Annotated in this window: 26 protein-coding genes and 1 tRNA gene; 14 read left to right on the forward strand and 13 right to left on the reverse strand. The window is 71.6% G+C overall.

Going from position 1 to position 22,645, the window contains the following annotated elements; translation table 11 throughout:
* Positions 1-29: 29 nt before the first annotated feature.
* Positions 30-725 carry a hypothetical protein gene (locus tag O7614_RS27485; RefSeq protein ID WP_278141307.1) on the reverse strand — a complete coding sequence of 232 codons (696 nt, stop codon included), beginning with the start codon at positions 723-725 and terminating at the stop codon, positions 30-32.
* A gap of 160 nt (positions 726-885) precedes the next feature.
* On the opposite strand from O7614_RS27485, the gene O7614_RS27490 reads away from it, so the two are divergent.
* A tRNA-Arg gene (locus O7614_RS27490) sits at positions 886-958 on the forward strand.
* Positions 959-1,027: 69 nt separating this feature from the next.
* Positions 1,028-1,408, forward strand: a complete 381-nt coding sequence (locus tag O7614_RS27495) for a VOC family protein (RefSeq protein WP_278142398.1) — start codon at positions 1,028-1,030, stop codon at positions 1,406-1,408.
* Positions 1,409-1,455: 47 nt separating this feature from the next.
* Here the strand turns inward: O7614_RS27495 and O7614_RS27500 are convergent, their stop codons facing one another.
* Positions 1,456-1,776 (reverse strand): hypothetical protein, encoded by a 321-nt coding sequence (locus tag O7614_RS27500; RefSeq protein WP_278141308.1) that lies wholly within the window; start codon positions 1,774-1,776, stop codon positions 1,456-1,458.
* Positions 1,777-2,285: 509 nt separating this feature from the next.
* Here O7614_RS27500 and O7614_RS27505 point away from each other — a divergent pair.
* From O7614_RS27505 to O7614_RS27515, 3 genes are all read left to right on the forward strand, one after another.
* Positions 2,286-2,516: a GntR family transcriptional regulator gene (locus O7614_RS27505; RefSeq protein ID WP_278141309.1), complete on the forward strand. Its 231-nt coding sequence runs from the start codon at positions 2,286-2,288 to the stop codon at positions 2,514-2,516.
* 222 nt (positions 2,517-2,738) lie between these two features.
* Positions 2,739-3,236, forward strand: a complete 498-nt coding sequence (locus tag O7614_RS27510; protein ID WP_278141310.1) for a SigE family RNA polymerase sigma factor — start codon at positions 2,739-2,741, stop codon at positions 3,234-3,236.
* Positions 3,236-4,285 (forward strand): hypothetical protein, encoded by a 1,050-nt coding sequence (locus O7614_RS27515; RefSeq protein WP_278141311.1) that lies wholly within the window; start codon positions 3,236-3,238, stop codon positions 4,283-4,285. The genes O7614_RS27510 and O7614_RS27515 overlap by 1 nt, the downstream gene beginning before the upstream one ends.
* Before the next feature lie 184 nt (positions 4,286-4,469).
* Here O7614_RS27515 and O7614_RS27520 read toward each other — a convergent pair whose 3' ends face one another.
* Together O7614_RS27520 and O7614_RS27525 are read right to left on the reverse strand one after the other, a co-directional pair.
* A complete protein-coding gene (locus tag O7614_RS27520) occupies positions 4,470-4,892 on the reverse strand; it encodes a VOC family protein (RefSeq protein WP_278141312.1) in 423 nt (140 codons plus the stop codon).
* 30 nt (positions 4,893-4,922) lie between these two features.
* Positions 4,923-5,924, reverse strand: coding sequence for a hypothetical protein (locus O7614_RS27525; protein ID WP_278141313.1), 1,002 nt, complete (start codon positions 5,922-5,924; stop codon positions 4,923-4,925).
* Between the two features lie 102 nt (positions 5,925-6,026).
* Here O7614_RS27525 and O7614_RS27530 point away from each other — a divergent pair, with 102 nt between their 5' ends.
* The 6 genes from O7614_RS27530 (at position 6,027) to O7614_RS27555 (ending at position 10,969) form a co-directional block, all read left to right on the forward strand.
* Positions 6,027-6,494, forward strand: a complete 468-nt coding sequence (locus O7614_RS27530) for a hypothetical protein (RefSeq protein ID WP_278141314.1) — start codon at positions 6,027-6,029, stop codon at positions 6,492-6,494.
* 106 nt (positions 6,495-6,600) lie between these two features.
* The gene (locus O7614_RS27535; RefSeq protein WP_278141315.1) at positions 6,601-6,996 is read left to right on the forward strand and encodes a VOC family protein; all 396 of its coding nucleotides are present in this window, start codon (positions 6,601-6,603) and stop codon (positions 6,994-6,996) included.
* A gap of 118 nt (positions 6,997-7,114) precedes the next feature.
* Positions 7,115-8,293, forward strand: a complete 1,179-nt coding sequence (locus tag O7614_RS27540) for an ATP-binding protein (RefSeq protein WP_278141316.1) — start codon at positions 7,115-7,117, stop codon at positions 8,291-8,293.
* 52 nt (positions 8,294-8,345) lie between these two features.
* On the forward strand, positions 8,346-9,488 hold the full coding sequence (locus tag O7614_RS27545; RefSeq protein WP_278142399.1) for a hypothetical protein: 1,143 nt from the start codon (positions 8,346-8,348) through the stop codon (positions 9,486-9,488).
* Positions 9,461-10,174 (forward strand): response regulator transcription factor, encoded by a 714-nt coding sequence (locus O7614_RS27550; protein WP_278141317.1) that lies wholly within the window; start codon positions 9,461-9,463, stop codon positions 10,172-10,174. The genes O7614_RS27545 and O7614_RS27550 overlap by 28 nt, the downstream gene beginning before the upstream one ends.
* Positions 10,175-10,246: 72 nt before the next feature.
* Positions 10,247-10,969: a hypothetical protein gene (locus O7614_RS27555; protein ID WP_278141318.1), complete on the forward strand. Its 723-nt coding sequence runs from the start codon at positions 10,247-10,249 to the stop codon at positions 10,967-10,969.
* Positions 10,970-11,011: 42 nt separating this feature from the next.
* On the opposite strand, the gene O7614_RS27560 is transcribed toward O7614_RS27555, so the two are convergent.
* The 4 genes from O7614_RS27560 to O7614_RS27575 all read right to left on the reverse strand — a co-directional run bounded on the left by O7614_RS27560 (position 11,012) and on the right by O7614_RS27575 (position 14,923).
* Positions 11,012-11,764 (reverse strand): lysophospholipid acyltransferase family protein, encoded by a 753-nt coding sequence (locus tag O7614_RS27560; protein ID WP_278141319.1) that lies wholly within the window; start codon positions 11,762-11,764, stop codon positions 11,012-11,014.
* 93 nt (positions 11,765-11,857) lie between these two features.
* Positions 11,858-13,918 carry a glycogen debranching N-terminal domain-containing protein gene (locus tag O7614_RS27565; RefSeq protein WP_278141320.1) on the reverse strand — a complete coding sequence of 687 codons (2,061 nt, stop codon included), beginning with the start codon at positions 13,916-13,918 and terminating at the stop codon, positions 11,858-11,860.
* Positions 13,918-14,289, reverse strand: coding sequence for an SCP2 sterol-binding domain-containing protein (locus O7614_RS27570; protein ID WP_278141321.1), 372 nt, complete (start codon positions 14,287-14,289; stop codon positions 13,918-13,920). The genes O7614_RS27565 and O7614_RS27570 overlap by 1 nt, the downstream gene beginning before the upstream one ends.
* Before the next feature lie 217 nt (positions 14,290-14,506).
* Positions 14,507-14,923, reverse strand: coding sequence for a CBS domain-containing protein (locus tag O7614_RS27575; RefSeq protein WP_145779288.1), 417 nt, complete (start codon positions 14,921-14,923; stop codon positions 14,507-14,509).
* Between the two features lie 211 nt (positions 14,924-15,134).
* Here O7614_RS27575 and O7614_RS27580 point away from each other — a divergent pair, with 211 nt between their 5' ends.
* On the forward strand, positions 15,135-15,716 hold the full coding sequence (locus tag O7614_RS27580) for a nucleotidyltransferase family protein (protein WP_278141322.1): 582 nt from the start codon (positions 15,135-15,137) through the stop codon (positions 15,714-15,716).
* Positions 15,717-15,735: 19 nt separating this feature from the next.
* Here O7614_RS27580 and O7614_RS27585 read toward each other — a convergent pair whose 3' ends face one another.
* The 4 genes from O7614_RS27585 to O7614_RS27600 all read right to left on the reverse strand — a co-directional run bounded on the left by O7614_RS27585 (position 15,736) and on the right by O7614_RS27600 (position 20,229).
* Complete coding sequence (locus tag O7614_RS27585; protein ID WP_278142400.1) at positions 15,736-16,176, reverse strand: PPOX class F420-dependent oxidoreductase; 441 nt, start codon at positions 16,174-16,176, stop codon at positions 15,736-15,738.
* A 139-nt stretch (positions 16,177-16,315) separates the two neighbouring features.
* Positions 16,316-17,341 carry an aspartate-semialdehyde dehydrogenase gene (locus O7614_RS27590; protein WP_278141323.1) on the reverse strand — a complete coding sequence of 342 codons (1,026 nt, stop codon included), beginning with the start codon at positions 17,339-17,341 and terminating at the stop codon, positions 16,316-16,318.
* 264 nt (positions 17,342-17,605) lie between these two features.
* On the reverse strand, positions 17,606-18,943 hold the full coding sequence (locus tag O7614_RS27595) for a pitrilysin family protein (RefSeq protein ID WP_278141324.1): 1,338 nt from the start codon (positions 18,941-18,943) through the stop codon (positions 17,606-17,608).
* Positions 18,940-20,229, reverse strand: coding sequence for a pitrilysin family protein (locus tag O7614_RS27600; protein WP_278141325.1), 1,290 nt, complete (start codon positions 20,227-20,229; stop codon positions 18,940-18,942). Before O7614_RS27600 ends, O7614_RS27595 begins: the two co-directional genes overlap by 4 nt.
* A gap of 100 nt (positions 20,230-20,329) precedes the next feature.
* Between O7614_RS27600 and O7614_RS27605 the strand changes: the two genes are divergently transcribed.
* The gene (locus O7614_RS27605; RefSeq protein ID WP_278141326.1) at positions 20,330-21,064 is read left to right on the forward strand and encodes a phosphodiesterase; all 735 of its coding nucleotides are present in this window, start codon (positions 20,330-20,332) and stop codon (positions 21,062-21,064) included.
* Here the strand turns inward: O7614_RS27605 and O7614_RS27610 are convergent.
* Positions 21,031-21,249, reverse strand: a complete 219-nt coding sequence (locus O7614_RS27610; protein ID WP_278141327.1) for a hypothetical protein — start codon at positions 21,247-21,249, stop codon at positions 21,031-21,033. The genes O7614_RS27605 and O7614_RS27610 overlap by 34 nt on opposite strands.
* A 271-nt stretch (positions 21,250-21,520) precedes the next feature.
* Between O7614_RS27610 and O7614_RS27615 the strand changes: the two genes are divergently transcribed.
* A complete protein-coding gene (locus O7614_RS27615) occupies positions 21,521-22,615 on the forward strand; it encodes a 3-deoxy-7-phosphoheptulonate synthase (RefSeq protein ID WP_278142401.1) in 1,095 nt (364 codons plus the stop codon).
* The last annotated feature ends 30 nt before the right edge of the window (positions 22,616-22,645 follow it).

A 22,645-nucleotide genomic window follows, 5' to 3' on the forward strand; every position in this document is an offset into this window, starting at 1 on the left:
GCAGAGTGGGCGGCGGTCCGGGACGTCGCTCAGACGTCGCCGGGCGTCACCGGGAGGACCGCGCGGATCCGGTCGAAGGTCGCCACCGGGTGACCGTCGACGCCGGGTAGCACCAGCCCGAGGCAGTACAACGAGACCTCCCCCGTCGCGTCGGGCTGCACGATGAAGACCGGCGCGCCGACGTACCCAGGTGGCAGTTCGGTGGTGATCCGCACGGCGTCCCCGGCGCGGACCACGCGCTCGATCGCGACCTCGAGCGGCCGGGAGCCGTCTTCGCGTACCCCCAGGGCCAGCACGAAAGCGGAACCGGCGTCGGCGCCGAGGCGGGCGACCACCTCGGGCCCGGCGGCGATCCCCGCCGGCACCGGCTGGACGCGCCAGCGCCAGCCGCTGTCGCCGGCGTAGCGGTGCAGGCCGCCGGTCGGCAACACCGCGACCCCGTCACCCGGGAAACGGGCCCAGCCGGGCACGATCTCGGCCTCGGACACGACCGCCGGGGCGACCCCGGCCGGCTCGGTGACGCTCGCCCGCAACCCCAGCTCACCACCCGACGCGCCCACCAGGTCGGCCGCCGTCAGCAGCGACTCCCCCACCGGGTCGTCACCGTCCTGGAAGAAGAAGGCGGTGCCGAAGGCGTCGCCCGACCGGTACGGCAGGATGGCGCGACCGACGACCTGGCACAGCTCGTAGGCGACGTCGCTCTCGGAGTCGGAATCCAGCAACACCAGGCAACGGTACGGTCCACGGTCACACCGGTTCCGGGTAACCCGGATGCCCGCCGCAGGGCCGACGTGAGACCCTGCTCGGCAACGTGGACGCGGGCACCCTTTACGCCGCCGGGCACCAGGACGGCGGTACCCTCTGGGCGCGACACCCACGCCACACGCGCCCGTAGCTCAGCGGATAGAGCAGGGGACTTCTAATCCCAAGGCCGCAGGTTCGAATCCTGCCGGGCGCACCGCTCTCCTCCTGCTCGCTACCAGCGTCGTTGCGGCAAACCCTGCGCTGATAGCGTCGGGCCGTGTCGATGTTCCGCGCTCCTCAGGTGATCCTCTTCAGCGAGAACGTGTCCCGCACCGCCGAGTTCTACGCGGGCCTGGGCTTCACCGAGACCTTCCGGGTGCCCACCGAGGGCGAGCCCGTTCACGTCGATCTCGTGCTCGACGGCTACAAGATCGGCATCGCCTCGGTGACCTCCACCCGTGATGATCACGGGCTCGACCCGGTACCCCAGGGCCAGCGGGCCGCCGTGATCCTCTGGACCGAAGACACCCCCGCCGCGTACGCCGAACTCACGGCGAAGGGCGCCCCCGCCCTGGTCGCACCGCACCGGTGGCTCGATCGCCTGCTGATCGCCTGGGTGGCTGACCCGGACGGCAACCCGATCCAGATCGTCCAGCAGCTCTGACGGCATCGTCTGCACGCATCGCTCGGCAGTTGCCGCGACACCGAAAGCTAGCCCGTTCTTCGGGCAAGCCCGCCCCGTTCTCGAATCACACGGGTCTGAGACGAGACTGGCAGGCCGCTCCGACCTGCGGGTAGCGAAGCCGGCGGTTTCTGCTCGACGATGATCCCTGCTCGTTGCACGTAGACCTCCCTTCGATCCGTAGCTGCGCCCTTCGCGTCAAGCACGTAGCCCGTCAGCCACACCCAGCCGTGGTACGAGTCGACGTCGCCGATCGACACGAGCCGAATGCGGAGCGCCCGATCACGGCTGAACTGCACCGAACACGCCGACCCGATCAGCACGACATCGCCGGATTTGAGGGTGGTCACGGGATCCACCCGAGGAAGCGGTGCCGGAGGGCGTCCGGCGGGGCCCAGCTCATGTCCTGCCGAGCGGACGCCAGACACGTGCCCATGTAGAGAGTCAGCGAGCGTGAAGCGTTGGCGTACTCGCCTATCAGCTCATCGCGTCGTGGAGAACAGGGCCATGGCCGGTCGCACACCTCACACAGCCAGATCGGCAGGACCGGCCCGTGCCGCGTCATTGGTCTTCACCGGGCCAGTGCCCCCGGTTGATCGGGATGCGATGACGGGATCGACAGGGGAGCTGCGCGCCACAGCGGCACATGTAACGCCATTGCGACCAGCTCCACCGTGGACGATGACGCCGCGCGAGGGTCAGCGCCACTGACAGCAGGTACTCGTCATAGCGCACCCTTCGCATCCAGCCTCCTACGGTCCGTCACGCTTCTCGCGTTGACCGTAGCGCTGTACGTACCTGTACGTCTATAGACGTACCGACGACCTGGACGTTCATGTACGTGCCCTAGGTTGCGTCCATGATCGATCCACTGTCTCCGACGCCGATGTACGTTCAGCTCGCAGACGTGATCGCCAAGCGGATCGAGGCCGGAGAGCTGCAACCTCGCCGACCGATTCCGAGCGAATCGACGCTTCAGCAGGAGTACGGCGTCGCTCGCGGCACGGTACGCGCGGCAGTGCGCCTCCTGCGGGAGCGCGGCCTGGTGATGACCGTGCCGCAGCGGGGCACCTACGTCAGCGACAAGTAGGCGGGGTCGCAACTGTTCGACGTCCGCACGGCGGAATGGTGATGTCCACGCGAGGTGCTCCCGCTCCTGCCGCCGCCCCATAGATGGGGCAGCTCTACAGGTGCCACGTGGACCGATGCCAACCGGCCTGCCGCAGAACCTGCTGCCCCTGAGTGCGGAGGCCGGGGCAAGAACCGCCCGGCCGGTGTCTACGGGCCGGTTGCCCTACGGCGTTAATAGGGCGTGACGTTCGAGGAGTACGCGTTCGCTCGCACTTCGGCGCTGGTGCGGCTCGCCCGACTGCTGACCGATGACGAGCATCGAGCCGAGGACCTGGTTCAGGAGGTCCTCGCCAAGGCGTACGCCCGCTGGGGGCGTATTTCCCGGACGGACCGGCCCGACGCGTACGTCCGTCGGATGCTCGTCAACGCCCACCACTCGTGGTGGCGGCGGCGGAGCAGTCGGGAGGTCTCGGTCGCGGCGGTGACCGACCGGGCGGGCGCCGCGGACGAGGCGGCCGTAGTGGCCGAGCGTGACGCGTTGTGGCGGCTCGTCCGTGAGCTGCCGAGGAGTCAGCGCACCGTGATCGTGCTGCGCTACTACGAGGATCTCGACGACTCGTCGATCGCCGAGATCCTGGCCTGTTCGGCCGGCACCGTTCGCACGCACGCGAAGCGCGCCCTGGCAACGCTGCGCAAGCGGCAGGAAGCGCCAACCCCCGCACGGACAGGAGAGTTCTGATGTTCAGTGACCTCGATCAGCAGCTCACCGCGACTCTCCAGCACCGCGCGGGTGGCGACGTCGACCCGACGCCAATCGTGGAGCAGGCCCGTCATCGCGGTCGCCGGCTCAAGTTGCGTCGGCGTGGGCTGATCGCCGGGGGCGTGGCAGCGGCGTTTGTCGCCGTCACCTCGGTCGTCCTGGCGTTCCCCACCGGTCGGGGCAGCGACGACCCGATCATGCCGGCTGCGGCGCTCATGCTGCCGGAAGCCTCTGGCCAGAGCGGTGCCGCCACACGACCCGAGGAGGTCGGTGCCGATCCCAGCACTGTGCACTTCTCGACCAACGCCCTGGTCGACGGCGCCGAGCACGCGACGTGGACCGCCGGTCGCGGCATCGAGAGCGTCGAGTTCCGGGGCCCGAAGGGGCAGGCACGTTTCGCGTTGGCGCGCAGCGCGACGGCGCTGGACGGGTTGCAGCAGACGCTGTCCTCGGCCGGGCGACCGCAGCCACGCACCGAGGCGCGGGTCGGTGACCGCCCGGGGGTCGCCTGGTTCGATCCGTCCGGTGATCGCAAACTGTGGTTCGTGCGGTGGCAGCCCGCCGACGGGCTGTGGGCCCAGTTGGATACGTACGCGACCACCCAGGACGAGGCGACTGGCACCGCCGCCCGGGTCCGGTTCGACAGTGCCCACCGCTGCGTCGTGCCGTTCCGCCTGGAGTCGCTGCCATCCGGCGGACGGCTGCTCGGATGCTCGGTCACGCTCGGCCGCTCGCAGGACAGTCGCTTCGTGGACGGCTCACTCGTGGTCGGTGACGATGCCGGTCGCTGGTTGACAGTGCGGGCGCAGCGCGCGCCGGACGGCTACGAAGCCAGATCCGGTGACCTCGTCGCGGGCCCCTACCGGGCCCGACGGCAGGGCAGCGACGTGCTGGAGATGACCGTCAGACCCTGCGTCGTGGAGGCGTTCCGCAAGGGCTGGGGCAGCGGCTACACCGAGGCGGAGGGCCTGACGATCCTCGGCGGTTACCAGCAGGCCGGAGACCTCGACCGCCCGGACACCTGGTGACACCCCTCGGACCCAGCAGGGTGTTGGCACGCCTGCCGGGGTCCGATCGTGCCAGCGGCGCTCGTCGGGGCGCGGAAGAGAGCTGGCGGGGTAGATCTTGGACAGTTTCCGTTCTGACGGAACGGAAACTGTCCAAGATTGCCAGCTCTGGCGCGTGAGAGGGCCTGGCGCGCGCGTAAGAGCCTCAGGCTGAGGTTGCCGCCACGCAGAACTCGTTGCCCTCCGGGTCGGCCATCACCACGTGCTGCCAGTGGACCTCCTCCAGGACCTTCCCGCCGGCCTGCACCAGACGAGCGGCCTCGGCCCTGATCCGCGCCCACCGCTCGTCGGGACTGCCGTGGCCCGGCACCCGGATGTCGATGTGCAGCCGGTTCTTCGCGGTCTTGGGCTCGGGGACGTTGAGGATGGAGAGGAAGGGGCCGACCCCGTCCGGGTCGCACAGCCATACGCCGTGCTCAGGAGGCTCGTCCTCCGGTAGGTCGAACTCCTCCCGAGTGGCGGAGTGCGGTGCTGGTGGCTCGTCGATGTAGCCCAGGGCGGTCTTCCAGAACGCGGCGAGCACCTGGGCGTCGGTGGAGTCGAGGGTCAGGGAGATCCGAGCTGCCATGAACGGGACGGTAGCGCGACCCCACGACCGTCAGACCGGTCCCAGCAGTTTGGCCAGTGCGTCGTCGCCCTGACCGAGCTGCGCGCCACCGGCGGGGGCCGCGACCAGGAACCGAAGGCACCCGTCGAGTTCCACGTACCGGTCGGGTCCGGCGGTCCCGTCCAGCGGACGCAGCACCGCGAAACGGGACGCCGGGGTGGAGCAGTCGACCACCGCTCGACGGTTGGACAGCCCGCGGAGCACGCCCGCCTGGCGCTCGGCGGGCAGCGGCCCGCCGTACACGAAATCTCCCGCCGGTTTGTCGCCGCCCTGTTGCGACGCGGGCACCTCGTAGACGCAGAGGCGCAGCGGCCCGGCGGCCGGCGACACGGCCGCGGCGGGGGGCCCCGGGCGGCCGTGGCGGGTCTCGACCCACACCATGTCCGACCACCGCTGCGCGCATCCGGCGGCCTCGGCCGCCGGGGATTCGACCTGCCCGACGGTACGGGTGTCCACCGTCTTCCAGGACAGCCCGGCCAGTGCGGCGGTCACCTCGGTACGCGGCTTGCGGCAGGAGTCGGTCGGGAGGTACGGCCGCAGCCAGCGCCCCCGCTCGTCGACGAGGGCCAACCAGGGCGGGATGACCAGGTCGAGGGTGCAGGCGATCTCCCCGTCGGCCCGTTGGTCGGGCAGCCGCAGCGCGGCGAGCAGCCCATCGATGTCCTCGGCGCGCCGCTCGGTGGCGGCCTGCTCCTGCCCCCCGCCGGCACCCGGCCGGATCTGCCGCCCGCAGAGCACCACGGCGACCGGGGTGAACGCCGGGTCGATACGTCCGATCGTCGGCTCGGGCACTGCCGGCGCCGACGTCTGCGTGCCCCGCCCGGTGATCACCTCGCCAGCCCGCGGTGCCGCCTCGGCACAGGAGGTCCACCCGTCGACGATCTCGGCCGGGCCGGGCTCCTCGCCCCCGCCCGGTGCCGTTGTCGTGCCACCGCAACCACCCAGGGCCACGCCGAGCAGCGCGATCGCCAGTGCCGTCCGGGACGAGCGCATCCGGTTCACCACCTCTCCACCCGAGGATGGGACGGACGACGGGCACGCTCGGTTCCGCGCTGAGGAACGGAACCGACAACAACCTTCGGGCGTCACAGCGGAATGGACCGACTGCGTGCCGCGACCCTCACCGTGACGGTGCTCCTCGCCACGACGGGGTGCACCGAGGAAGACGGCCCCCCACCGCCGCGCCAAGCCGTGTCGCAGAGCCCGGACGCCGCGGCCGTGCGTCTCGTGGAGAGGGACCAGGCGGATCTGCATCTCTGGGTGAGCAACCAGTCGTTCGCGGACGACCCGGTCGCCCTCACGGTCGGCATCGACGGCACGAAGATCGTCGATCGGCACTTCGCGGTCGGGAGCCAGCACAACTGGGTCCTGTTCCCGGTGCGGGTCGCCCCGGGCCACCATGTGGTGCGCATCGTCGCCGGCACGGGAGTCGAGAAGCAGGAGAGCTTCACGATGCCCGAGACCGGGCGCCGGTACGCGGCCATCGACTACGGCAACGCCGTGGACGAGCGTCAGCGGCACGTCAACTGGTTCATCCGGTCCACCCCTATCGGGTTCGCCTGACGAATCGGGGGCGTGAGGCAAGGCGAGCGCGGCCGGCCGGGTGACGTGGGCGACCGGTGGGCATGCCGCCGGTTCGGCCCGCGACGCCCGCCGGGATGATGGCCGAATGGCACATCTGGGACTTGTCGCACTGCTGGTCAGGGAGTACGACGAAGCGATCGACTTCTACGTCGGTGGCCTCGGTTTCGAGTTGGTGGAGGACAGCGCCCGACCGGATGGTTCGCGGTGGGTGGTGGTCCGCCCGAGCGGTGCCCGGGAGACGGCGTTGCTGCTGGCCCGGGCGAGCACCGCCGAGCAGCGTGCACGGGTCGGCGACCAGACCGGCGGCCGGGTCGGGCTGTTCCTGTACACCGAGGACTTCGCCCGGGACCACGCCCGGATGGTGGCCGCCGGCGTACGTTTCCTGGAGGAGCCGCGCCACGAGGCGTACGGGTCGGTGGCGGTCTTCGCCGATCTCTACGGCAACCGGTGGGACCTGCTCCAACCCCGCAGCACAGAGTGACACATTAGCGACACTATGCACTCAACTAGTCAGCGCTCGCAGTAAAGCATGCTATTGTCCGATGTCGATCTCCGCCCGCGCGGACCCGGATGGGTCGTTGTCGGAAGGACACCTCCCGATGCCGGCCACTGCCGCTCCTTCCGTGCCGCCGCCCACGCTGGACAACCCGGCCGGCGGGGCGCTCGGCCTCATCTTCACCACGTTGCCGGCCATCCTGCGGCTGACCTGCGGCGTGGTCGGCGCGGCAGTGGCCCTGTCGGTGCGAACCCCGCCGGTCGAGCCAGCCGTGTTGCTGCCCGCTGTGGCCGCGCTGACCGGCTGGTCGATCTGGTACGCGCACCGCGCGCTACGCCACGGGATCGGCCCGCACCTGGTCGCCGGTGACGTCGCCGTCACCGCACTGGCCTGCCTCCTCATCCCCGTCCTGGTGGCGCCCGGCGTCCTGCCCGGCGAGGGCAGTTGGATCGCCGTGCTGGCCAGCACCACTGTGATCAACACGCAGGCCACCGCCCCGGCGCGCTGGTCCATACCGGCCGGGCTGCTGGTCGTCGCGACGTACGCGACGGGTGCGCAGGCGGCCGGCAATCCCGCCGAGGCTCGGGCGCACGCGGCCACCCTGCTGATGCAGACCGCCTGCACGGCCATGATGGCGGGGGTGATGCGCCGACGGATCGGCCGGGCGGACCGCGCCTTCGTCGAGCATCAACTGTTGACCCGGGAATCGTTGGTGGCGCGGGCCGCCCGCGACGCCGAACGCCAGCAGAACCGCGACCTGCACGACACCGTGCTCGGCACGTTGACCATGGTGGGGCTCGGTGCGGTGCACGGGCCTTCGGCCGCCTTCCGCGAACGATGTGCCGCCGACCTGCGTACCCTCGTGGCGCTCACCGACGTCGGCCCGGTGGCCGGCGACGGCCCGGTGCCGCTGGACGAGAGGCTGCGGTTGGCGGCGGACCGCCTGCCCGAGCTTCCGGTGCGCCTGGACCTGGACGCGTACGCGGTCCCGGCGGGTGTGGCCGACGCGATCGGCGAGAGCGCCTACGCCGCGCTGTCCAACGTGGTCCGGCACGCGCCGGGCGCGCAGGTCACGCTGCGGATGAGCCGGGACGCGATCGGCGTCGTGGTCGAGGTCGCCGACGACGGTCCCGGCTTCGACCCGGCCACCGTCCCACCTCACCGGTACGGGTTACGCGAGTCGATCCGCGGCCGGATGGCGGCGGTCGGCGGACGGGCCGACGTGCACTCGACACTCGGCGCGGGCACCCGGATCCGACTGGAGTGGCCCGGTGTCGGCTGACCTCGGCACGCCGACGCAGGCCGGCGAACTGGAGGCACTGGACCGGACCAGCGTGCCGGCGCCCCGGGAGCCGGTGGTCGCCGAAGGGCTCGCCGCGCCGGCGGCCGTCGCGCACGCGTCCGACCGGGGTGCCCGGATCGCCGCCGTCGCCATCGCGCTGGCCTGGCATGTCGCGATCGGGCTGCCGGCGGTGTTGGCCGCCCGCACGGAGTTCGCCGCGCCGGCCGTGGTGCTCGGTGCCTGGGTGCTGGTCGCGGTGGTCGGTGGGGTGGCCGGGGTACGACTGCTACGCGGCTCGCCGCTGCCGCCATGGCCGTTGGCCGGGCTTCTCCTCGTCGTCGACGCGGTCGTCTTCGCCGCCGCCGGCGAGGGGCAGTTGTTCACCGCCGCCAACTGGGTGTGGGGCACGCTCGGCTGGTTCTTCGTGCTGACCGTGTGGGGTCGCCGGGTCGTCGGGCTGATCGCGTTGCTGAGCACGCATGCGGTGATCGCGCTGGTCGCCGTGCTCAGGCACGGAGCCGACCCGGCCGACGTGGCCCGCTACGTCATGTACGTCTACGGCACGTTCTCCCTACCGGTGGCGGTGTTCGTGGGCAGCACCGCGATCGTCGCCCTGGCCCGGGAACGGGCCGCCGTCTCGGCTGCCGGCCATGCGCTGGCGGCGGAGCGCGACGCCGCGGAACGTGGCCGAAGAGACCGCCGGGACCGGCTCGCACTGGTCAGCTCAGCAGCCGGGCGGGTGCTCGGGGAGTTGGCCTCCGGTCAGGCCGATCCGGACGACCCGGAGGTGCAACGCCGCAGCGTGCTGGCTGCCGCCCGGCTACGCCGTCTGATCGCCGAGTCCGACGACGTGCCCGACCCGCTGTTGCACGAGTTGCGGGCCGCCGCCGACCTGGCCGAACGCAACGGCCTACCGATCGACCTGGTCACCATCGGCAACCCGCCGCCACTGCCGGTGGAGATCCGGCGTCGGCTGGCCGACCCGCTCACCGCCACCCTCGCCGACGCCCACGGCTGGGCCCGACTGACAGTGGTCTCCGGCCCGAACGAGGTGGTGGTCAGCCTGGTCACCCCGGAACGGGAGGGGCAGGAGGCGACCGGGCCACCACTCGCGGAACACGACGACGGGCAGGTGGAGCACCTCTACGAACGGGACGGGGACATCAGATGGGCGCAGACCCGGTGGCGGCGATGACCGGCGAACGGCCGATCGGGGTGGCGATCGTCGACGACCACCCGGTGGTGGTCGAGGGTGTACGGGCCTGGCTCGCCACCGAACCGCGTCTGACCGTGCTGGCCACCGGCGACGACCCGGACGAGGTGCTGCGGGCCGCGCCGGACGCCGATGTCATCCTGCTCGACCTGCGACTGCACGGGCGGATGGCGCTGGACAAGTTGGCCGAGCTGAGCGCCGCCGGGCGTCGGGTGGTGGTCTACTCGGAGCACACCGACCCGCAGACGATGCTCGCCGCGCTGGACGCCGGGGCGGCGGCGTTCCTGGCCAAGCACGAGGGGCGGGAGCACTGCGTGGCGACCGTGCTGGCCGCCGCGAGTGACCGCCCGTACGTGCCGCCGGCGTTGGCCGGGGCGATGGTCGGCGACCCCCGGCCGGACCGGCCGATGCTGTCCGACAAGGAACGTGAGGCGCTGCTGCTCTGGTTCCAGTCGATGTCCAAGGCTTCGGTGGCCCGCCGGATGCAGATCAGCGAGCACACGGTGAAGCAGTACGTGGACCGTGCGCGGATCAAGTACACCCGGGCGGGGCGGCCAGCCGCCACAAAGGCGGCACTCCTCGCCCGCGCGATCGAGGACGGCCTCGTCCGCCCGGAGGAGATCGGCATCTACCGGTCACAGGCGACGCACGACCGGCCGACCCCCTAACAGGCGTCATGACAGCGGCCCTCCGATCCGACAGGCTTCTCATCACAGCCAGCTGACCGGGAGGTCGTGACGATGCACGCCGACGCGTCCCCCTTTTTCATCGGTCCCCACCGGTTCGACGCGCCCGACGACGATGTGGGACCGACCCTGGACCGCCGCTACAGCCTGCGTCCGGTCCCCGGCGAGCGGGTCCTCGGCCGCCACCGCCTGCTGGTCGCGGGTTACCTGCTCGGTCCGAGCGAGGCGCAGCGCCGTTGGCAGCTACCCGAGCCGGTCGCGGTGACCATCACCGACCAGCGGATCTGCTGGGTGGGCAGCGGATCGCACCTGTCGCTGGTCGTCGACGACACGACCCGGGCACGGCCCTCCGCTCGACTCAACGGCCTGATGAGCGGGCAGATCCGCTGGCAGTGGCCCTCCCGGTTGGAACTGCCGGCGACCAAGCAGGACGGGCCGTCGCAACTGCTGATCGTCTGCGACGCGTTACGCACCATCCAACAGCCGGCGCTGGCCCTCGGCGGGCCGGCCGGCGCGGTCGTGGCGCTGGCCCAGCAGGTCCGCCGGGCGGTGGCCATGTTCCGGCTCACCCACCCTCAACTGGTCGACCTCTCGGCGCAGGAGCGCGACACGCTGTTGCTGCGGGCCGGCCCCGCCCTCCTCGCCGGGGAAACCCGGGTCACGCTGCCCGGCTCGCTGCCGGTGGAATTCCACTCGCGGGACGACTACTACCGCTCGGGGCCGGAGCCGACCTCGTGGGGCGGGCTCGCCGGCGGCGCGGCATCCGGGCATCGCTGAAGCCGGCGGTCCGACGCGGCGGCAGGTGCACCTGCGGGACCGTCAGGCGCGGGGAGTGCTGTGCTCACTGGCGGCGTCCAGGGCGGCGGCCTCCTCCGGCGTGGGCGCGGTGCCGCCCAGGTGCGCCGGCTGCCACCAGGCGTCGTCCGGGCCGGCCGGCTGTTCCGGATAGTCCCGCTGGGCCCGGTCGACGAGAGCGCTGAGCCGGGTGGTCAGCTCGGCGGCCAGCACGTTCGGGTCCGGGAAGTCCGCCGGGTCGATCGGCTCGCCGATCAGGATGGTGATCGGCGTGTGCCGGCGGGTGAGCGTGCGGGGCCGGCCCTTGGTCCAGAGCCGCTGGGTGCCCCACAGCGCGACCGGCAACACCGGCACCTTCGCCGAGCGGGCCATCCGGACCGTGCCGCTCTTGAGTTCCTTGACGGTGAACGACCGGCTGATCGTCGCCTCGGGGAAGACGCCGACGACCTCCCCCTGCTTGAGCGCGTTCACGGCGGCGCGGAACGAGGCCGCACCGGCCTGCCGGTCCACCGGGATGTGCCGCATGCCACGCATCAGCGGACCGGAGATCCGGTGCGTGAAGACCGAGTCCTTGGCCATGAAGCGGACCAGCCGACCCGACGCGTTGGCGCCCAGACCGGCGAAGATGAAGTCGAGGTAGCTGACGTGGTTGCTGGCCAACACCGCCCCGCCGGTGCGCGGTACGTGGTGGGCGCCCTCGATGGTGATCTTCAGGTCGAGGAGACGGAACATCGTCTTGGCGGTGGCGATAACGGGCGGGTACACGAGCTCCGGCATCCGCAGAATCTACCCTGCCGGGCTGGGTTCGGCCGGGTGGCGATCCGGCGGCGACACGATCCGCGTGCCGCCACCGGCTCGTCCGTCGATTTCTCAGTCGGCGAGGTTGTTCAGGTCGATTCGGCCCCGGGCGAACGCGTCCACCCGACCCCAGCGGCCCGGAATGTCCAACACCTCGATCCGACCCATCCCCACCGGCAGCCGCGGCTCGACCGCCAGGTGCCCCTCGTGCGGCTCCAGACCGAGCATGGTGCGCAACAGCAGCAGCGGCGTGCCCGTGGACCAGGCCTGCGGGCTACACGCCGTCGGATACTCCACCGGGAACTTCGTCAGCTCCCTCGGGTAGCCACCGAACGCCTCCGGCAACCGCCCGTCGAAGTACGTCGCCGCGTCCAGGATGCCGTTGGCGATGGTGGCGGCCTCCTCGGCGAAGCCGTACCGGCGCAGACCCCAGGCGATGAAGGAGTTGTCGAACGGCCAGATCGTGCCGTTGTGGTAGCCGATCGGGTTGTACCGGGTCTCCCCCTCGGCGAGGGTGCGCACCCCCCAGCCGGAGAACAGTCGTGGGCCGACCAGGTGCTCGGCGAGCTTCTCCGCCCGGTCGGGCTCGACGATCCCGCTCCACAACAGGTGGCCGATGTTGGAGCTGAGGATGTCGCACTGGCGGCCGTCCGGGTCCAGGGCCAGGGCGAAGTACTCGCCATCGGCCACCCACCAGTCCCGGTTGAACCGCGCCTTCAACTCTGCCGCCTCCCGCTCCAACTGGTCGGCGAACTCCGGGTCACCCCAGAACTCGCGGGCCAGCCGGGCCGCGCGGACCTTCGCGTCGTACGCGTACCCCTGCACCTCACAGGTGGCGCGCGGGAACGGCGGCAGGGTGCCGTCGGAGTAGGAGATCGAGTCCCAGGAGTCCTTCCAGCACTGGTTCTCCAGACCGGTGTCGGTGTTGCGGCGCTCGTACCAGATGTAGCCGTTGCCGACCAGGTCGGCGTAGTTGTCGATCCACCTCAGCGCCGCCCGGGACTCCTGCTCCAACTCCTTGACCAGCGCGACGTCCCCGCTCCACCGCTCGTACTCGTCGAGCAGGATGACGAACAGCGGCGTCGCGTCCACCGAGCCGTAGTACGGCGAGTGCGGCTGCTCCTCGAAGGCCGCGGTCTCGCCGTAGCGCATCTCGTGCAGGATGCGCCCCGGGTCCTCGTCCCGGAAGTCGTCGAACCGGCTGCCCTGCAGCGACGCAAGGATGCGCAGCGTCGTCTTCGACAACTGCGGGGTGAACGGTAGCGTCTGTAGGCAGGTCAGGATGCTGTCCCGGCCGAACATGGTCATGAACCAGGGCAGACCGGCGGCCGGCAGAGTGGCACCGCCCAGCGACAGCGGTGAGAAGCGCAACGCCGCCAGGTCGATCAGGCTGCGCCGGTAGGTGCTGGCCACCCGGCCGTGCTCACTGTTGACCTTCGGGGCGTCGGCGATCCACTGTTCCAGGTCGTGCTGGAGGGCGAGCCGCTCGGTGCCGTGCGTACGCAGCCCGAGACGCAGGTCGCGGCCGCCGGGCCCGACGGCGTTGGTCTGGACGTCGATCGAGGCTTCCCACTGCTCGTTGGGCTCCAGGTGGACGGTGTACGTGAAACCCGTGTTGTCGTACCGGGCCGACATCGACGAGGAGATGACCGTCTCGCGTCGGAAGTTGCCCCGCCGGTACCCCAACCGCAGTCGGTCCGTCTCGACCTCGGTGTAGATCTCGCCCTTCTTGTTCAGGATCTCGTCCTTGACCTGGAACAGGTCGGCGAAGTCCGAGGCCGCGTCCATCCGGACTTCCAGGTCGACCGGCTTCTCGTCGTGGTTGAGGATGGTGATTTGCTCCCGGAAGCTGCCGCCCACCGCCCGTTCCCGGACGATCGACAGCTTCGCGTCCACATAGTGCGTGGCCATGCCCGGCACCAGGAAGAACCTCGACTCGAAGTACTGCAGGTCGTCGAAGGAGAGCGAGTTGAGCCGCTCGCCGTTGACGGTCAGCACCCACGTCGACAGGAAACGGGTGTCGATGGAGAAGAGCCCGGTGGGCTCGCTCGGCGTCGCCTCGATGTCGCCGGTGTCCTCGCAGACGACGAATGTGTTGCCGTCCAGGATCCGGATCGTGTTGCTCTGCCCCATCAGTGCACCTCCCCGGCGAAGCGGCGACGGGGCCCCCGGGAGTCCGGGGAACCCGGGAAGATCCGCTCGACCTGCACGACCAGACGAGCGTCACCCGACACCGTCATGTCCCCCCGCAGCAGCGCGGCCAGGCCGTGCTCACGCCCGGCGGCGATGTCGTCGAAGAGGACCGGGTTCGCCCCGATGACGGTGTCGGCCTCCTGATCCTCCTGGCTCACGTTCAGCCGGCCGTGGTCGATCCTCAGCAGCCAGTGCCGGGTCTGCGCCCCCTCGTTCAGGTCGATGCGCAGTGTCCCGGAGGTCTTCGCCAGCAGGGGTTCGTACCCCCGCCGGTCCAAGTCCTCGAAGAACCTCGTGGTCGCGTCCACCATCGGGTCCACTCCTCCCAGTTGCCGGGCCCGGGATCCCACCCACCGCGCTCGCGTGGCGCGGACGGCCGGCGTTGCACGTCCTCGCACGGGTCCCCACACGGCCTCAGCCCAACCTCGCCCAGATCGGGTGACCCCACTCCCCCATGAGTCCTGGGAACGCGAAGCGCCGGCCCTCCCCCGGGGTGAGGGGAAGGGCCGACGCTCCCGCGGCGGACGGTCAGTTGTTCGGGTCGTCGGCGCTGATGTCCGCGAGCACCGACTGCGGTTCACGTTCGACCGCGAGGTCACCCATCGAGACCAGGCCGACCAGACGCCCGTCGTCGATCACCGGAAGCCGGCGTACGGCGTACGTACGCATCAGGTCAGCGGCGGCGACCGCGTCGTCGTACTGGCTCACCGTGATCACGTCACGGGTGGTGATCTGGTTCAGCCGCGTCGAGCCCGCGTCCATGTTCTCCGCGACACCCCGGACCGTGATGTCCCGGTCCGTCACGATGCCGACCACACTGTCTCCGTCGGTCACCACCACATCACCGATCGCGCTGTCACGCATCTCCTGCGCGGCCGCGATGAGTGTGTCGTTGCCGTCCATCGTCACCAACCGGGTCGTCATGAACTCTCCGACCGTTGTCATGGTGCTCCCCTCTCGGTGTCGGCACGGCCCGTCTACCCGCCGCTCGCCACCGGCTAACGCGCACGACCCGACGCCTGTCGGCGCCCATCCCGCCACTCCTCCCCCGTGCCCTGGGCGGCGCCGCCAGCGCGGGAGGCGGGTACACCCGGTGACCCTCCGGGCACCCGGCGGCGGGGCAACGCATTGCGCCACCGTTGCCTACCGTGGGCGGATGATGGCGGTCGAGGAAGAGCTGCGGGAGCTGGTCGTCGCCAGCGGTTGGCTGACCCGGGCGCTGACCGTGGTGCGGGAATCCGGGCTGCCGGACGCCTGGATCGGCGCGGGGGCCCTGCGCGACCTGGTCTGGGGCGAGCGGTACGGCGACGGGTTCGACCCGGCGCGGGTCCGGGATCTGGACGTGGTCTTCTTCGACCCGACGAGGCTGACCCGAGCCGACGACGACCGGGCCACCGCCCGACTGGCGGGGATGTGGCCGCAGCCGCCGTGGCAGGCACGCAACCAGGCGGCGGTGCACACCTGGTACGCGGCGAAGTTCGGCGGCGACCCGATCGAGCCGTACCGCAGCGTGGCCGAGGCGGTCGCCACCTGGCCGGAGTACGCGACCGCGGTGGCCGTCCGGTTGGATCCGGCCGAGCGCCTGGAGGTGTGCGCCCCGTACGGCCTGACGGATCTTCTCGGCGGCATCTGGCGACACAACCCCGCCCGGGTGGACGTGGCCCGGTCCCGGCAGCGGTTGGCCCGGCACCGGCCGGCGCAGCGCTGGCCCGGGGTGACCGTGATCGCTCCGAACTGACGGGCGAGCGACGGGCGGGTCAGCCCCGAGGCGGCATCCCGTAGAGCCGCTCCACGTGCAGGCGCAGCACGAGGCGCCCCTCGTCGACCATCGCCTGGCGGTACTCCTCCCAGTCCGGGTGCTCGCCGCGCAGCGCACGGTAGAGACCCACCAACTCCTCGACGGTCGCGTCGCCGTGCTCGGCGGCCGGCGGGGTGAGTTCGACGCGACCCTCGACCACCGCGTACGCCCAGCCGTCCTCGCTGCCGACGTGGAAGCTGGCACGCGGGTCGCGGCGCAGATTGGCGGTCTTGGCGCGCCCATCGGTGACCGACACCCGGATCAGGCCCGCGTCCCGGTCGAAGGAGTAGACCACTGTCGACAACTGCGGGCGGCCGTCCCGCTTGATGGTGGCGAGCACGCCCATCGAGCGGCCGGCTACCAGATCGGTCAACGCCTGCTGGGTGCCGTCATCCGGCATGGTGTCCTCCAGGTTGGACGATCGTCTCCGACCCATCCAAGCACGACCAGCGGGACCGTCGCCTGCGACCGCCCGGAACGGCCGAGCCCCCGCCGGCGTACGGCGAGGGCTCGGCGGTGGCGACTGCGCCGGGTGCCGGTCAGCGGCGTTCGGCGGCGACCAGCTCGGCGAGTTGCACCGCGTTCAGTGCGGCGCCCTTGCGCAGGTTGTCGTTGGAGCAGAACAGGGCCAGCCCGTACTCCACGGTCTCGTCGGCGCGGATCCGTCCGACGTAGGTCGGGTCCTGCCCGGCGGCCTGCAGCGGCGTCGGAACGTCGGTCAGTGCCACGCCGGGCGCGTCGGCCAGCAGCTCGTGCGCGCGTTGCGGGGTGAGCGGCCGGGCGAACCGGGCGTTGATCTGAAGCGAGTGGCCGGTGAAGACGGGCACCCGGACGCAGGTGCCGGACACCTTCAGGTCAGGGATTTCCAGGATCTTGCGGCTCTCGTTGCGGAGCTTCTGCTCCTCGTCGGTCTCGAACGAGCCGTCGTCGACGATCGAACCGGCCAGCGGGAGGACGTTGAAGGCGATCGGCTCGGCGAACGACCGCGGCGCGGGGAACTCCACGGCCGAGCCGTCGAAGGCCAGACCGGCGGCGTGCTCGGCGACCTTGCGGACCTGCTCGTCCAGCTCGGCGACACCGGCCAGCCCGGCACCAGACACCGCCTGGTACGTGGAGACGACCAGGCCGACCAGCTCCGCCTCGGCGTGCAGCGGGCGCAGCACCGGCATCGCCGCCATCGTGGTGCAGTTCGGGTTGGCGATGATGCCCTTCGGGCGGTCGAGGGCCGCGTGCGGGTTGACCTCGGCGACCACGAGTGGCACCTGCGGGTCCATCCGGAACGCCGACGAGTTGTCGATCACCACGGCGCCGGCCTCGGCGACCCGGGGAGCCAACTCCCGTGCCGTGCCCTTGCCGGCGGAGAAGAGCACGATGTCCAGCCCGGAGTAGTCCGCTGTCGCGGCGTCCTCCACGGTCACCTCACCGTCGCGCCACGGCAGCGTACGCCCGGCGGACCGCGCCGAGGCGAACAACCGCACCTGCTCCGCCGGGAACTCCCGCTCCGCCAGCACCTGCCGCATCACGCCACCGACCTGGCCGGTGGACCCCACAATGCCGATCCTCATGCCCGGAGGCTACCCAGCCCACCCCCGAAACCGGGAGCCCTTTCCCACCCCCCGGGTCCCGCATCACACGCCACCCCGTCCCCGCCCCACCCCGCCCCCGACCGTCCCCTCCCCCGACTCACCCCGTTGATCATGAAGTTATTGCCGCGACACGCCGTGGCAGGTGGCAACAACTTCATGATCGACGCGGGAAGGGGGAAGGGGGAAGGCGGGGGCGGGGGCGGGGGCGGAGGGGAGAGAGGGAGAGAGGGAGAGAGGGAGGGGTCAGGCGATCAGGTCGCCCAGGTTCGCGGCGGTCAGCTCGTCGCGGATCACGGCGGCGTCGCCCTCGACGACCAGGGTCAACGCGTCCGGGTGCAGGTGGGTGGCGGCCGCTGCGGAGACCTGGTCCACGTCCGCCGCCAGCAGCGACTCCCGCAGACGGGCGTGGTAGTCGTCCGGCAGGTCGTGCACCACGAGCGTGGTCAGCGCGGAGGCGATCGCCCGGGGGCTCTGCAGCTCGACCGAGAGCTGCCCGGCCCGCCAGGACCGGGCCACCTCCAACTCCTCCTCGGTGACCCCGGTGGCCTGGGTACGGGTGATCTCACCCACCGCCTCCACCAGGGCCGGCGCGGTGACCGCCGTCTGGACGCCGGAGCTGACGGCGAACCGCCCGAACCGCCGGGACGACGCGAAGTCACCCCGGATGCCGTACGTGTAGCCGTGCACCTCGCGGAGCAGGTGGTTGAGTCGGGAGGTGAACGCCCCGCCGAGCACCGTGCCGGCGAGCGTCATCGGCACGTGGTCGGGGTGCGCCCGGTGCGGCGACGGGTGGCCCAGCCGCAGCGTGGACTGCACCGAACCGGGGCGGTCCACCAGGATGATCCGGCGCTCGGTGTGCAGCGGCACCTCGATCGGGCCGCCCCGCTCGGCCGGGCCGCCGCCGGAGCCGGCGAACGCCGCCGCGGCCAGCGCGTCCAGGTCGATCCGGTCCAGGTCCCCGGCGACGATCAGGGTGCCGGGGCGCAGGAACCACTCGGAGTGGAAGACCGTCACGTCCTCCACGTCCAACCCGGCGACCGACTCCGGATCGCCGTGCATGGGACGCCCCCAGCGGTTCTCCGCGCCGAACAGGTCGGCGCGCAACGCGGCGTCGGCGCGCGGACCCGGGTTGGCCCAGTCCATCCGCAGCGCGGTCGCCTCGTCGTCGCGGACCCGGCGCACGTCGGCGGGATCCAGTCGGGGCGTCCGGACCGCCTCGGCGAGCAGTTCCACGGCCGCGCTGAGGCGGTCCACCGGGATCACCACGCTCGCCTGGAACGAGTCCCAGTCCAGCCCGGTCGTCAACGCGGTGCCGAGCCCTTCGACGGCGAGCGCGTACGCGGCGGCGTCGCGCTGCGCGGTCCCCTCTTCGAGGGCCTTCGCCAGCACGCCGGACAGGCCCTCCTTGCCGACCGGCTCCTGGCCTGCGCCCACGTCGAGCAGCAGCAGGGCCACGGCGAGGTTCTGCCCGGGCAGGTGCGCGGCGACGACCTGACCACCGGCCACGGCGCGGCGGACCACCGGCGGGAACCGGTACGGGCGTGCGGCGCCCGGGCCGGGACGGTCGGCGATCAGCGTCATGAGGTCTCCTCGGGCAGGTAGGTCAGGGTCACCCGGTCGGTGGCGAGCACGTCGGCGGCGGCCTCGGCGATCTGCTCGGCGGTCACCGCGAGCAGGCCCGGCAACTGGTCGGCGATGCGGGCCGGGTCACCGAACTGGGTGGCGTACCGGCCGAGTAGGTCCGCACGACCGTCCACGGTGGACAGCTGACGCCACCAGCCGGTGCTCAGCAGCGCCTTGGCCCGGTCGAGTTCGGCAGCGGTGACCGGCACGGTGGCCAGCTCGTCGACGACCTGGGCCAGCCCTTCGGCCAGCCGCTCGGCGCTCACTCCGGGGCGGGCGGTGGCGGTGGCGATCAGCGGTGCCGGGGCGTGCGCGAGGTCCACCCCGTACGCCCCGATCAGGTCCGGCTGGGCGATCCGCTCGCCGTCGGCGAGCCGCTGGTAGAGCCGGCTGCCCCGGCCGCTGCCGAGGACGGTGGCGAGCACGGTGATCACGTTGTATTCCGGGCTGCCGAACGGGTAGCTGCGGTGGGCGATGTAGACCCGGGGCGCCGGCACGTCGGCGCTCACCGACTCGACGGCCGCCTGCCCGGTGGTCGGGACGGTGCGGCCGTCCGGGGCCGGCGGGATGTCGTCGCGCGGGGGCAGCGCGCCGAAGTACTTGTCGGCCAGCGCGAACACGTCGGAGGCGGTGGCGTCGCCGACCACGGTGAGCACCGCGTTGTTGGGCGCGTAGTAGGTCTGGTGGAACGCCTGGAAGGTGGCGAGGTCAGCGGCGTTCAGGTCGGCCATCGAGCCGATCGTCGCGTGGTGGTAGGGGTGCCCCGGCGGGTAGAGCAGCGGCAGCAACCGCAGCCAGGCGTCCCCGTACGGAACGTTCTCGTAGCGCTGCCGGCGCTCGTTCTTGACGACGTCGCGTTGGTTGTCGAGCGTCTCCTGGGTGAGGGCCGGAACCAGGCCACCCATCCGGTCGGCCTCCAACCAGAGCGCCAGCTCCAGGTGCTCGGCCGGGACCGTCTCGAAGTAGTTGGTCCGGTCCGGGTTGGTGGTGGCGTTGAGCGAGCCTCCGGAACCCTGGATCAACTTCATGTGCTCGGTCTTCGCCACGTTGACCGAGCCCTCGAACATCAGGTGCTCGAAGAGGTGGGCGAAGCCGGTCTGCCCGGCCGGCTCGTGTCGGGAGCCTACGTCGTACCACAGGTTGACGGCCACGGCCGGCGCGGTGCGGTCCTCACTCACCACCACGCGCAGGCCGTTGTCCAGTCGGGACGTCTCGATGGGCCAGGGGTAACCGCTGTCGGGCATGCCCCGACGCTATCCGATCTACCGGGCCGAAAGGTGACGTGCGCTCCGTCGGCGAGCCGACCCACCGCATCAGGAGGGCCGATCGGGGTATCGGGGGGCGGTGACCGTCAACCCGCCCCCGTCCCGGCTCGCCACCGCCGTCGAACGCGCCAGCGCCGCACTCAGCCGGCGCCGCGGCCGGTTGCTGCATCCGGCCGGTCGCTCCTTCACCGCCGAGCTGATGATCTGGGGTACGCCCGGACCGCCCACCGGGGCCGGTCTGCTGGACGACCCCGGCCGGTACCGGGCCACCGTCCGGATCTCCAAGGGCACCCCCACGCCCGGCAGCTGGCCGGACGTGCTGGGCCTGGCGCTGCGTCTGCACCGCGACGGCGGCCATCCCTTCGACCTGCTGGTCAGTTCCAGCGGTGCCGCCCCGCTGCTGCGCAACCTGCCGCTGCCCCGGCGCGGCTTCACCGGGACGTACACCTCGATCATGTGTTACCGGGTCGGTCCCCGCCGGATCTGGCTGGCCGCGCTGGCCGACCCCGACTCGGTCGGTCTCGGACGCAGCCTGAGCGCGGTGGCCGCCGCGACCCGGACGGACACGCCGCGAATGGTGCTCGCGGTCGCGTCCGCCGTGGGGCCGTGGCGGCCGGTGGGGCAGATCAGCATCGGCGCCCAACTCGACGCCGAGGAGGACGCCGCGCTCGCGTTCGAGCCGGTGCGCAACCTGCCCCCCGACCTTCGGGTGGCCGGCCCGTTGGCCTGGCTGCGGGAGCAGACCTACCGGGGGTCACGCCGGGCTCGCGGGGCGAGCGCTCAGTCCGGAGGCTCGACCGCGACCACCGTCTGATCCGAGGTACGACGTTCCAGCACCGTGTCCGGTGCCGCGTTCTGGTCCTCCTCGCGGATGTCCGACTCGGCGAGGATGGCCTGCGCCTGCGCCTCCGGGTCGTCGCTGCCCACGGCCTCCTCCTCGGGCAGGAGGTGGTGGGCGCGGGACTCCACCCGGTCCTGATCGCTCTGTTCGTCAGTCATGGCACCCCTGTTACCCCGCCGTCGACGCTGACACGCGATGTTCACTCCGCATCTTGGGACGACGCGGTGGCTCCGCATCGGGTCGGGTACGCTGTGCGACGTGACGCGTTCGTATCGATGGTTTAGGCAGCCGGCTCGCACGCCGGTGACTTCACCATGATCTGACGTCACCACGGACCGAGCCGGCTGGGCAGGAGCTTCGTTCCTGCCCTTTTGCGTACGAGCAGCCGGCTCGTCCCGGGCACCGGCCCCGGGCGCGGTCGGCGGAAGGATTCCCACCGTGACGACCCCGGAGACCGATCGGGTCAGCGATCAGCGGATCGACCGCGTCGTGCCGCTGACCACGCCCGCTCTGCTGCACCACGAGTTACCCCTGGACGCACCGCTCGCCTCGGCCGTGCTGGACGGCCGCCGTGCGGTAAGTCGGGTGCTGGACCGCGAGGACGACCGCCTGCTGGTGGTGGTCGGCCCCTGCTCGGTGCACGATCCGGCCGCCGCCCTCGACTACGCGCAGCGCCTACGCGGGACCGCCGACCGGCTGGCCGACGACCTGCTGATCGTCATGCGGGTCTACTTCGAGAAGCCACGTTCCACGGTCGGCTGGAAGGGCCTGATCAACGACCCCGGCCTGGACGGCAGCGGGGACGTCAACACCGGCCTGCGGCTGGCCCGGGCGCTGCTGCTCGACGTGCTGCGTCTCGGCCTGCCGGTGGGGTGCGAGTTCCTCGACCCGATCACGCCGCAGTACATCGCGGACACGGTGGGCTGGGGCGCGATCGGTGCCCGCACCGTGGAGAGCCAGGTCCACCGGCAGCTCGCCTCCGGCCTGTCCATGCCGATCGGCATGAAGAACCGCCCGGACGGCAGCATCGGCACGGCCGTGGACGCGATCCGCGCCGCCGGTGTGCCGCATGTCTTCCCCGGCATCGACTTCTCCGGCACCCCGGCGATCATGCACACCCGCGGGAACACGGACGGTCACCTGGTGCTGCGCGGCGGGGGCGGCCGGCCCAACTACGACGCCGAGTCGGTGGCCGGGGCGCTCGACCTGCTCCGCGCGGCCGGGCTGCCGGAGCGGCTGGTGATCGACGCCAGTCACGCCAACAGCGGCAAGGACCACCGCAACCAGCCGCTGGTCGCCGCGGACGTGGCCGCCCAACTGGCCGCCGGGCAGCGTGGGATCACCGGCGTGATGCTGGAGTCGTTCCTGCTGCCCGGCCGACAGGAACTCGACCCGACCCGGGAGTTGGAGTACGGCCGTTCGGTCACCGACGCCTGCCTCGGCTGGGACGACACCGCCGAGGTGCTCGACCATCTGGCCTCGGCAGTGCGGGCCCGCCGGGCCACAGTGCCCACGACGGTGTGACCGCCGACACTGCTACGTCCGGAACACGAG

Source organism: Micromonospora sp. WMMD961 (assembly GCF_029626145.1).
GTDB lineage: Bacteria > Actinomycetota > Actinomycetes > Mycobacteriales > Micromonosporaceae > Micromonospora.

Coding starts and splice junctions, on each gene's coding strand:
- O7614_RS27495 (WP_278142398.1), top strand. CDS start 1,028: ATGTTCCGCGCTCCTCAGGTGATCCTCTTCAGCGAGAACGTGTCCCGC.
- O7614_RS27505 (WP_278141309.1), top strand. CDS start 2,286: ATGATCGATCCACTGTCTCCGACGCCGATGTACGTTCAGCTCGCAGAC.
- O7614_RS27515 (WP_278141311.1), top strand. CDS start 3,236: ATGTTCAGTGACCTCGATCAGCAGCTCACCGCGACTCTCCAGCACCGC.
- O7614_RS27520 (WP_278141312.1), bottom strand. CDS start 4,892: ATGGCAGCTCGGATCTCCCTGACCCTCGACTCCACCGACGCCCAGGTG.
- O7614_RS27525 (WP_278141313.1), bottom strand. CDS start 5,924: ATGCGCTCGTCCCGGACGGCACTGGCGATCGCGCTGCTCGGCGTGGCC.
- O7614_RS27530 (WP_278141314.1), top strand. CDS start 6,027: ATGGACCGACTGCGTGCCGCGACCCTCACCGTGACGGTGCTCCTCGCC.
- O7614_RS27535 (WP_278141315.1), top strand. CDS start 6,601: ATGGCACATCTGGGACTTGTCGCACTGCTGGTCAGGGAGTACGACGAA.
- O7614_RS27540 (WP_278141316.1), top strand. CDS start 7,115: ATGCCGGCCACTGCCGCTCCTTCCGTGCCGCCGCCCACGCTGGACAAC.
- O7614_RS27550 (WP_278141317.1), top strand. CDS start 9,461: ATGGGCGCAGACCCGGTGGCGGCGATGACCGGCGAACGGCCGATCGGG.
- O7614_RS27555 (WP_278141318.1), top strand. CDS start 10,247: ATGCACGCCGACGCGTCCCCCTTTTTCATCGGTCCCCACCGGTTCGAC.
- O7614_RS27560 (WP_278141319.1), bottom strand. CDS start 11,764: ATGCCGGAGCTCGTGTACCCGCCCGTTATCGCCACCGCCAAGACGATG.
- O7614_RS27565 (WP_278141320.1), bottom strand. CDS start 13,918: ATGGGGCAGAGCAACACGATCCGGATCCTGGACGGCAACACATTCGTC.
- O7614_RS27570 (WP_278141321.1), bottom strand. CDS start 14,289: ATGGTGGACGCGACCACGAGGTTCTTCGAGGACTTGGACCGGCGGGGG.
- O7614_RS27575 (WP_145779288.1), bottom strand. CDS start 14,923: ATGACAACGGTCGGAGAGTTCATGACGACCCGGTTGGTGACGATGGAC.
- O7614_RS27580 (WP_278141322.1), top strand. CDS start 15,135: ATGATGGCGGTCGAGGAAGAGCTGCGGGAGCTGGTCGTCGCCAGCGGT.
- O7614_RS27585 (WP_278142400.1), bottom strand. CDS start 16,176: ATGCCGGATGACGGCACCCAGCAGGCGTTGACCGATCTGGTAGCCGGC.
- O7614_RS27590 (WP_278141323.1), bottom strand. CDS start 17,341: ATGAGGATCGGCATTGTGGGGTCCACCGGCCAGGTCGGTGGCGTGATG.
- O7614_RS27595 (WP_278141324.1), bottom strand. CDS start 18,943: ATGACGCTGATCGCCGACCGTCCCGGCCCGGGCGCCGCACGCCCGTAC.
- O7614_RS27600 (WP_278141325.1), bottom strand. CDS start 20,229: ATGCCCGACAGCGGTTACCCCTGGCCCATCGAGACGTCCCGACTGGAC.
- O7614_RS27610 (WP_278141327.1), bottom strand. CDS start 21,249: ATGACTGACGAACAGAGCGATCAGGACCGGGTGGAGTCCCGCGCCCAC.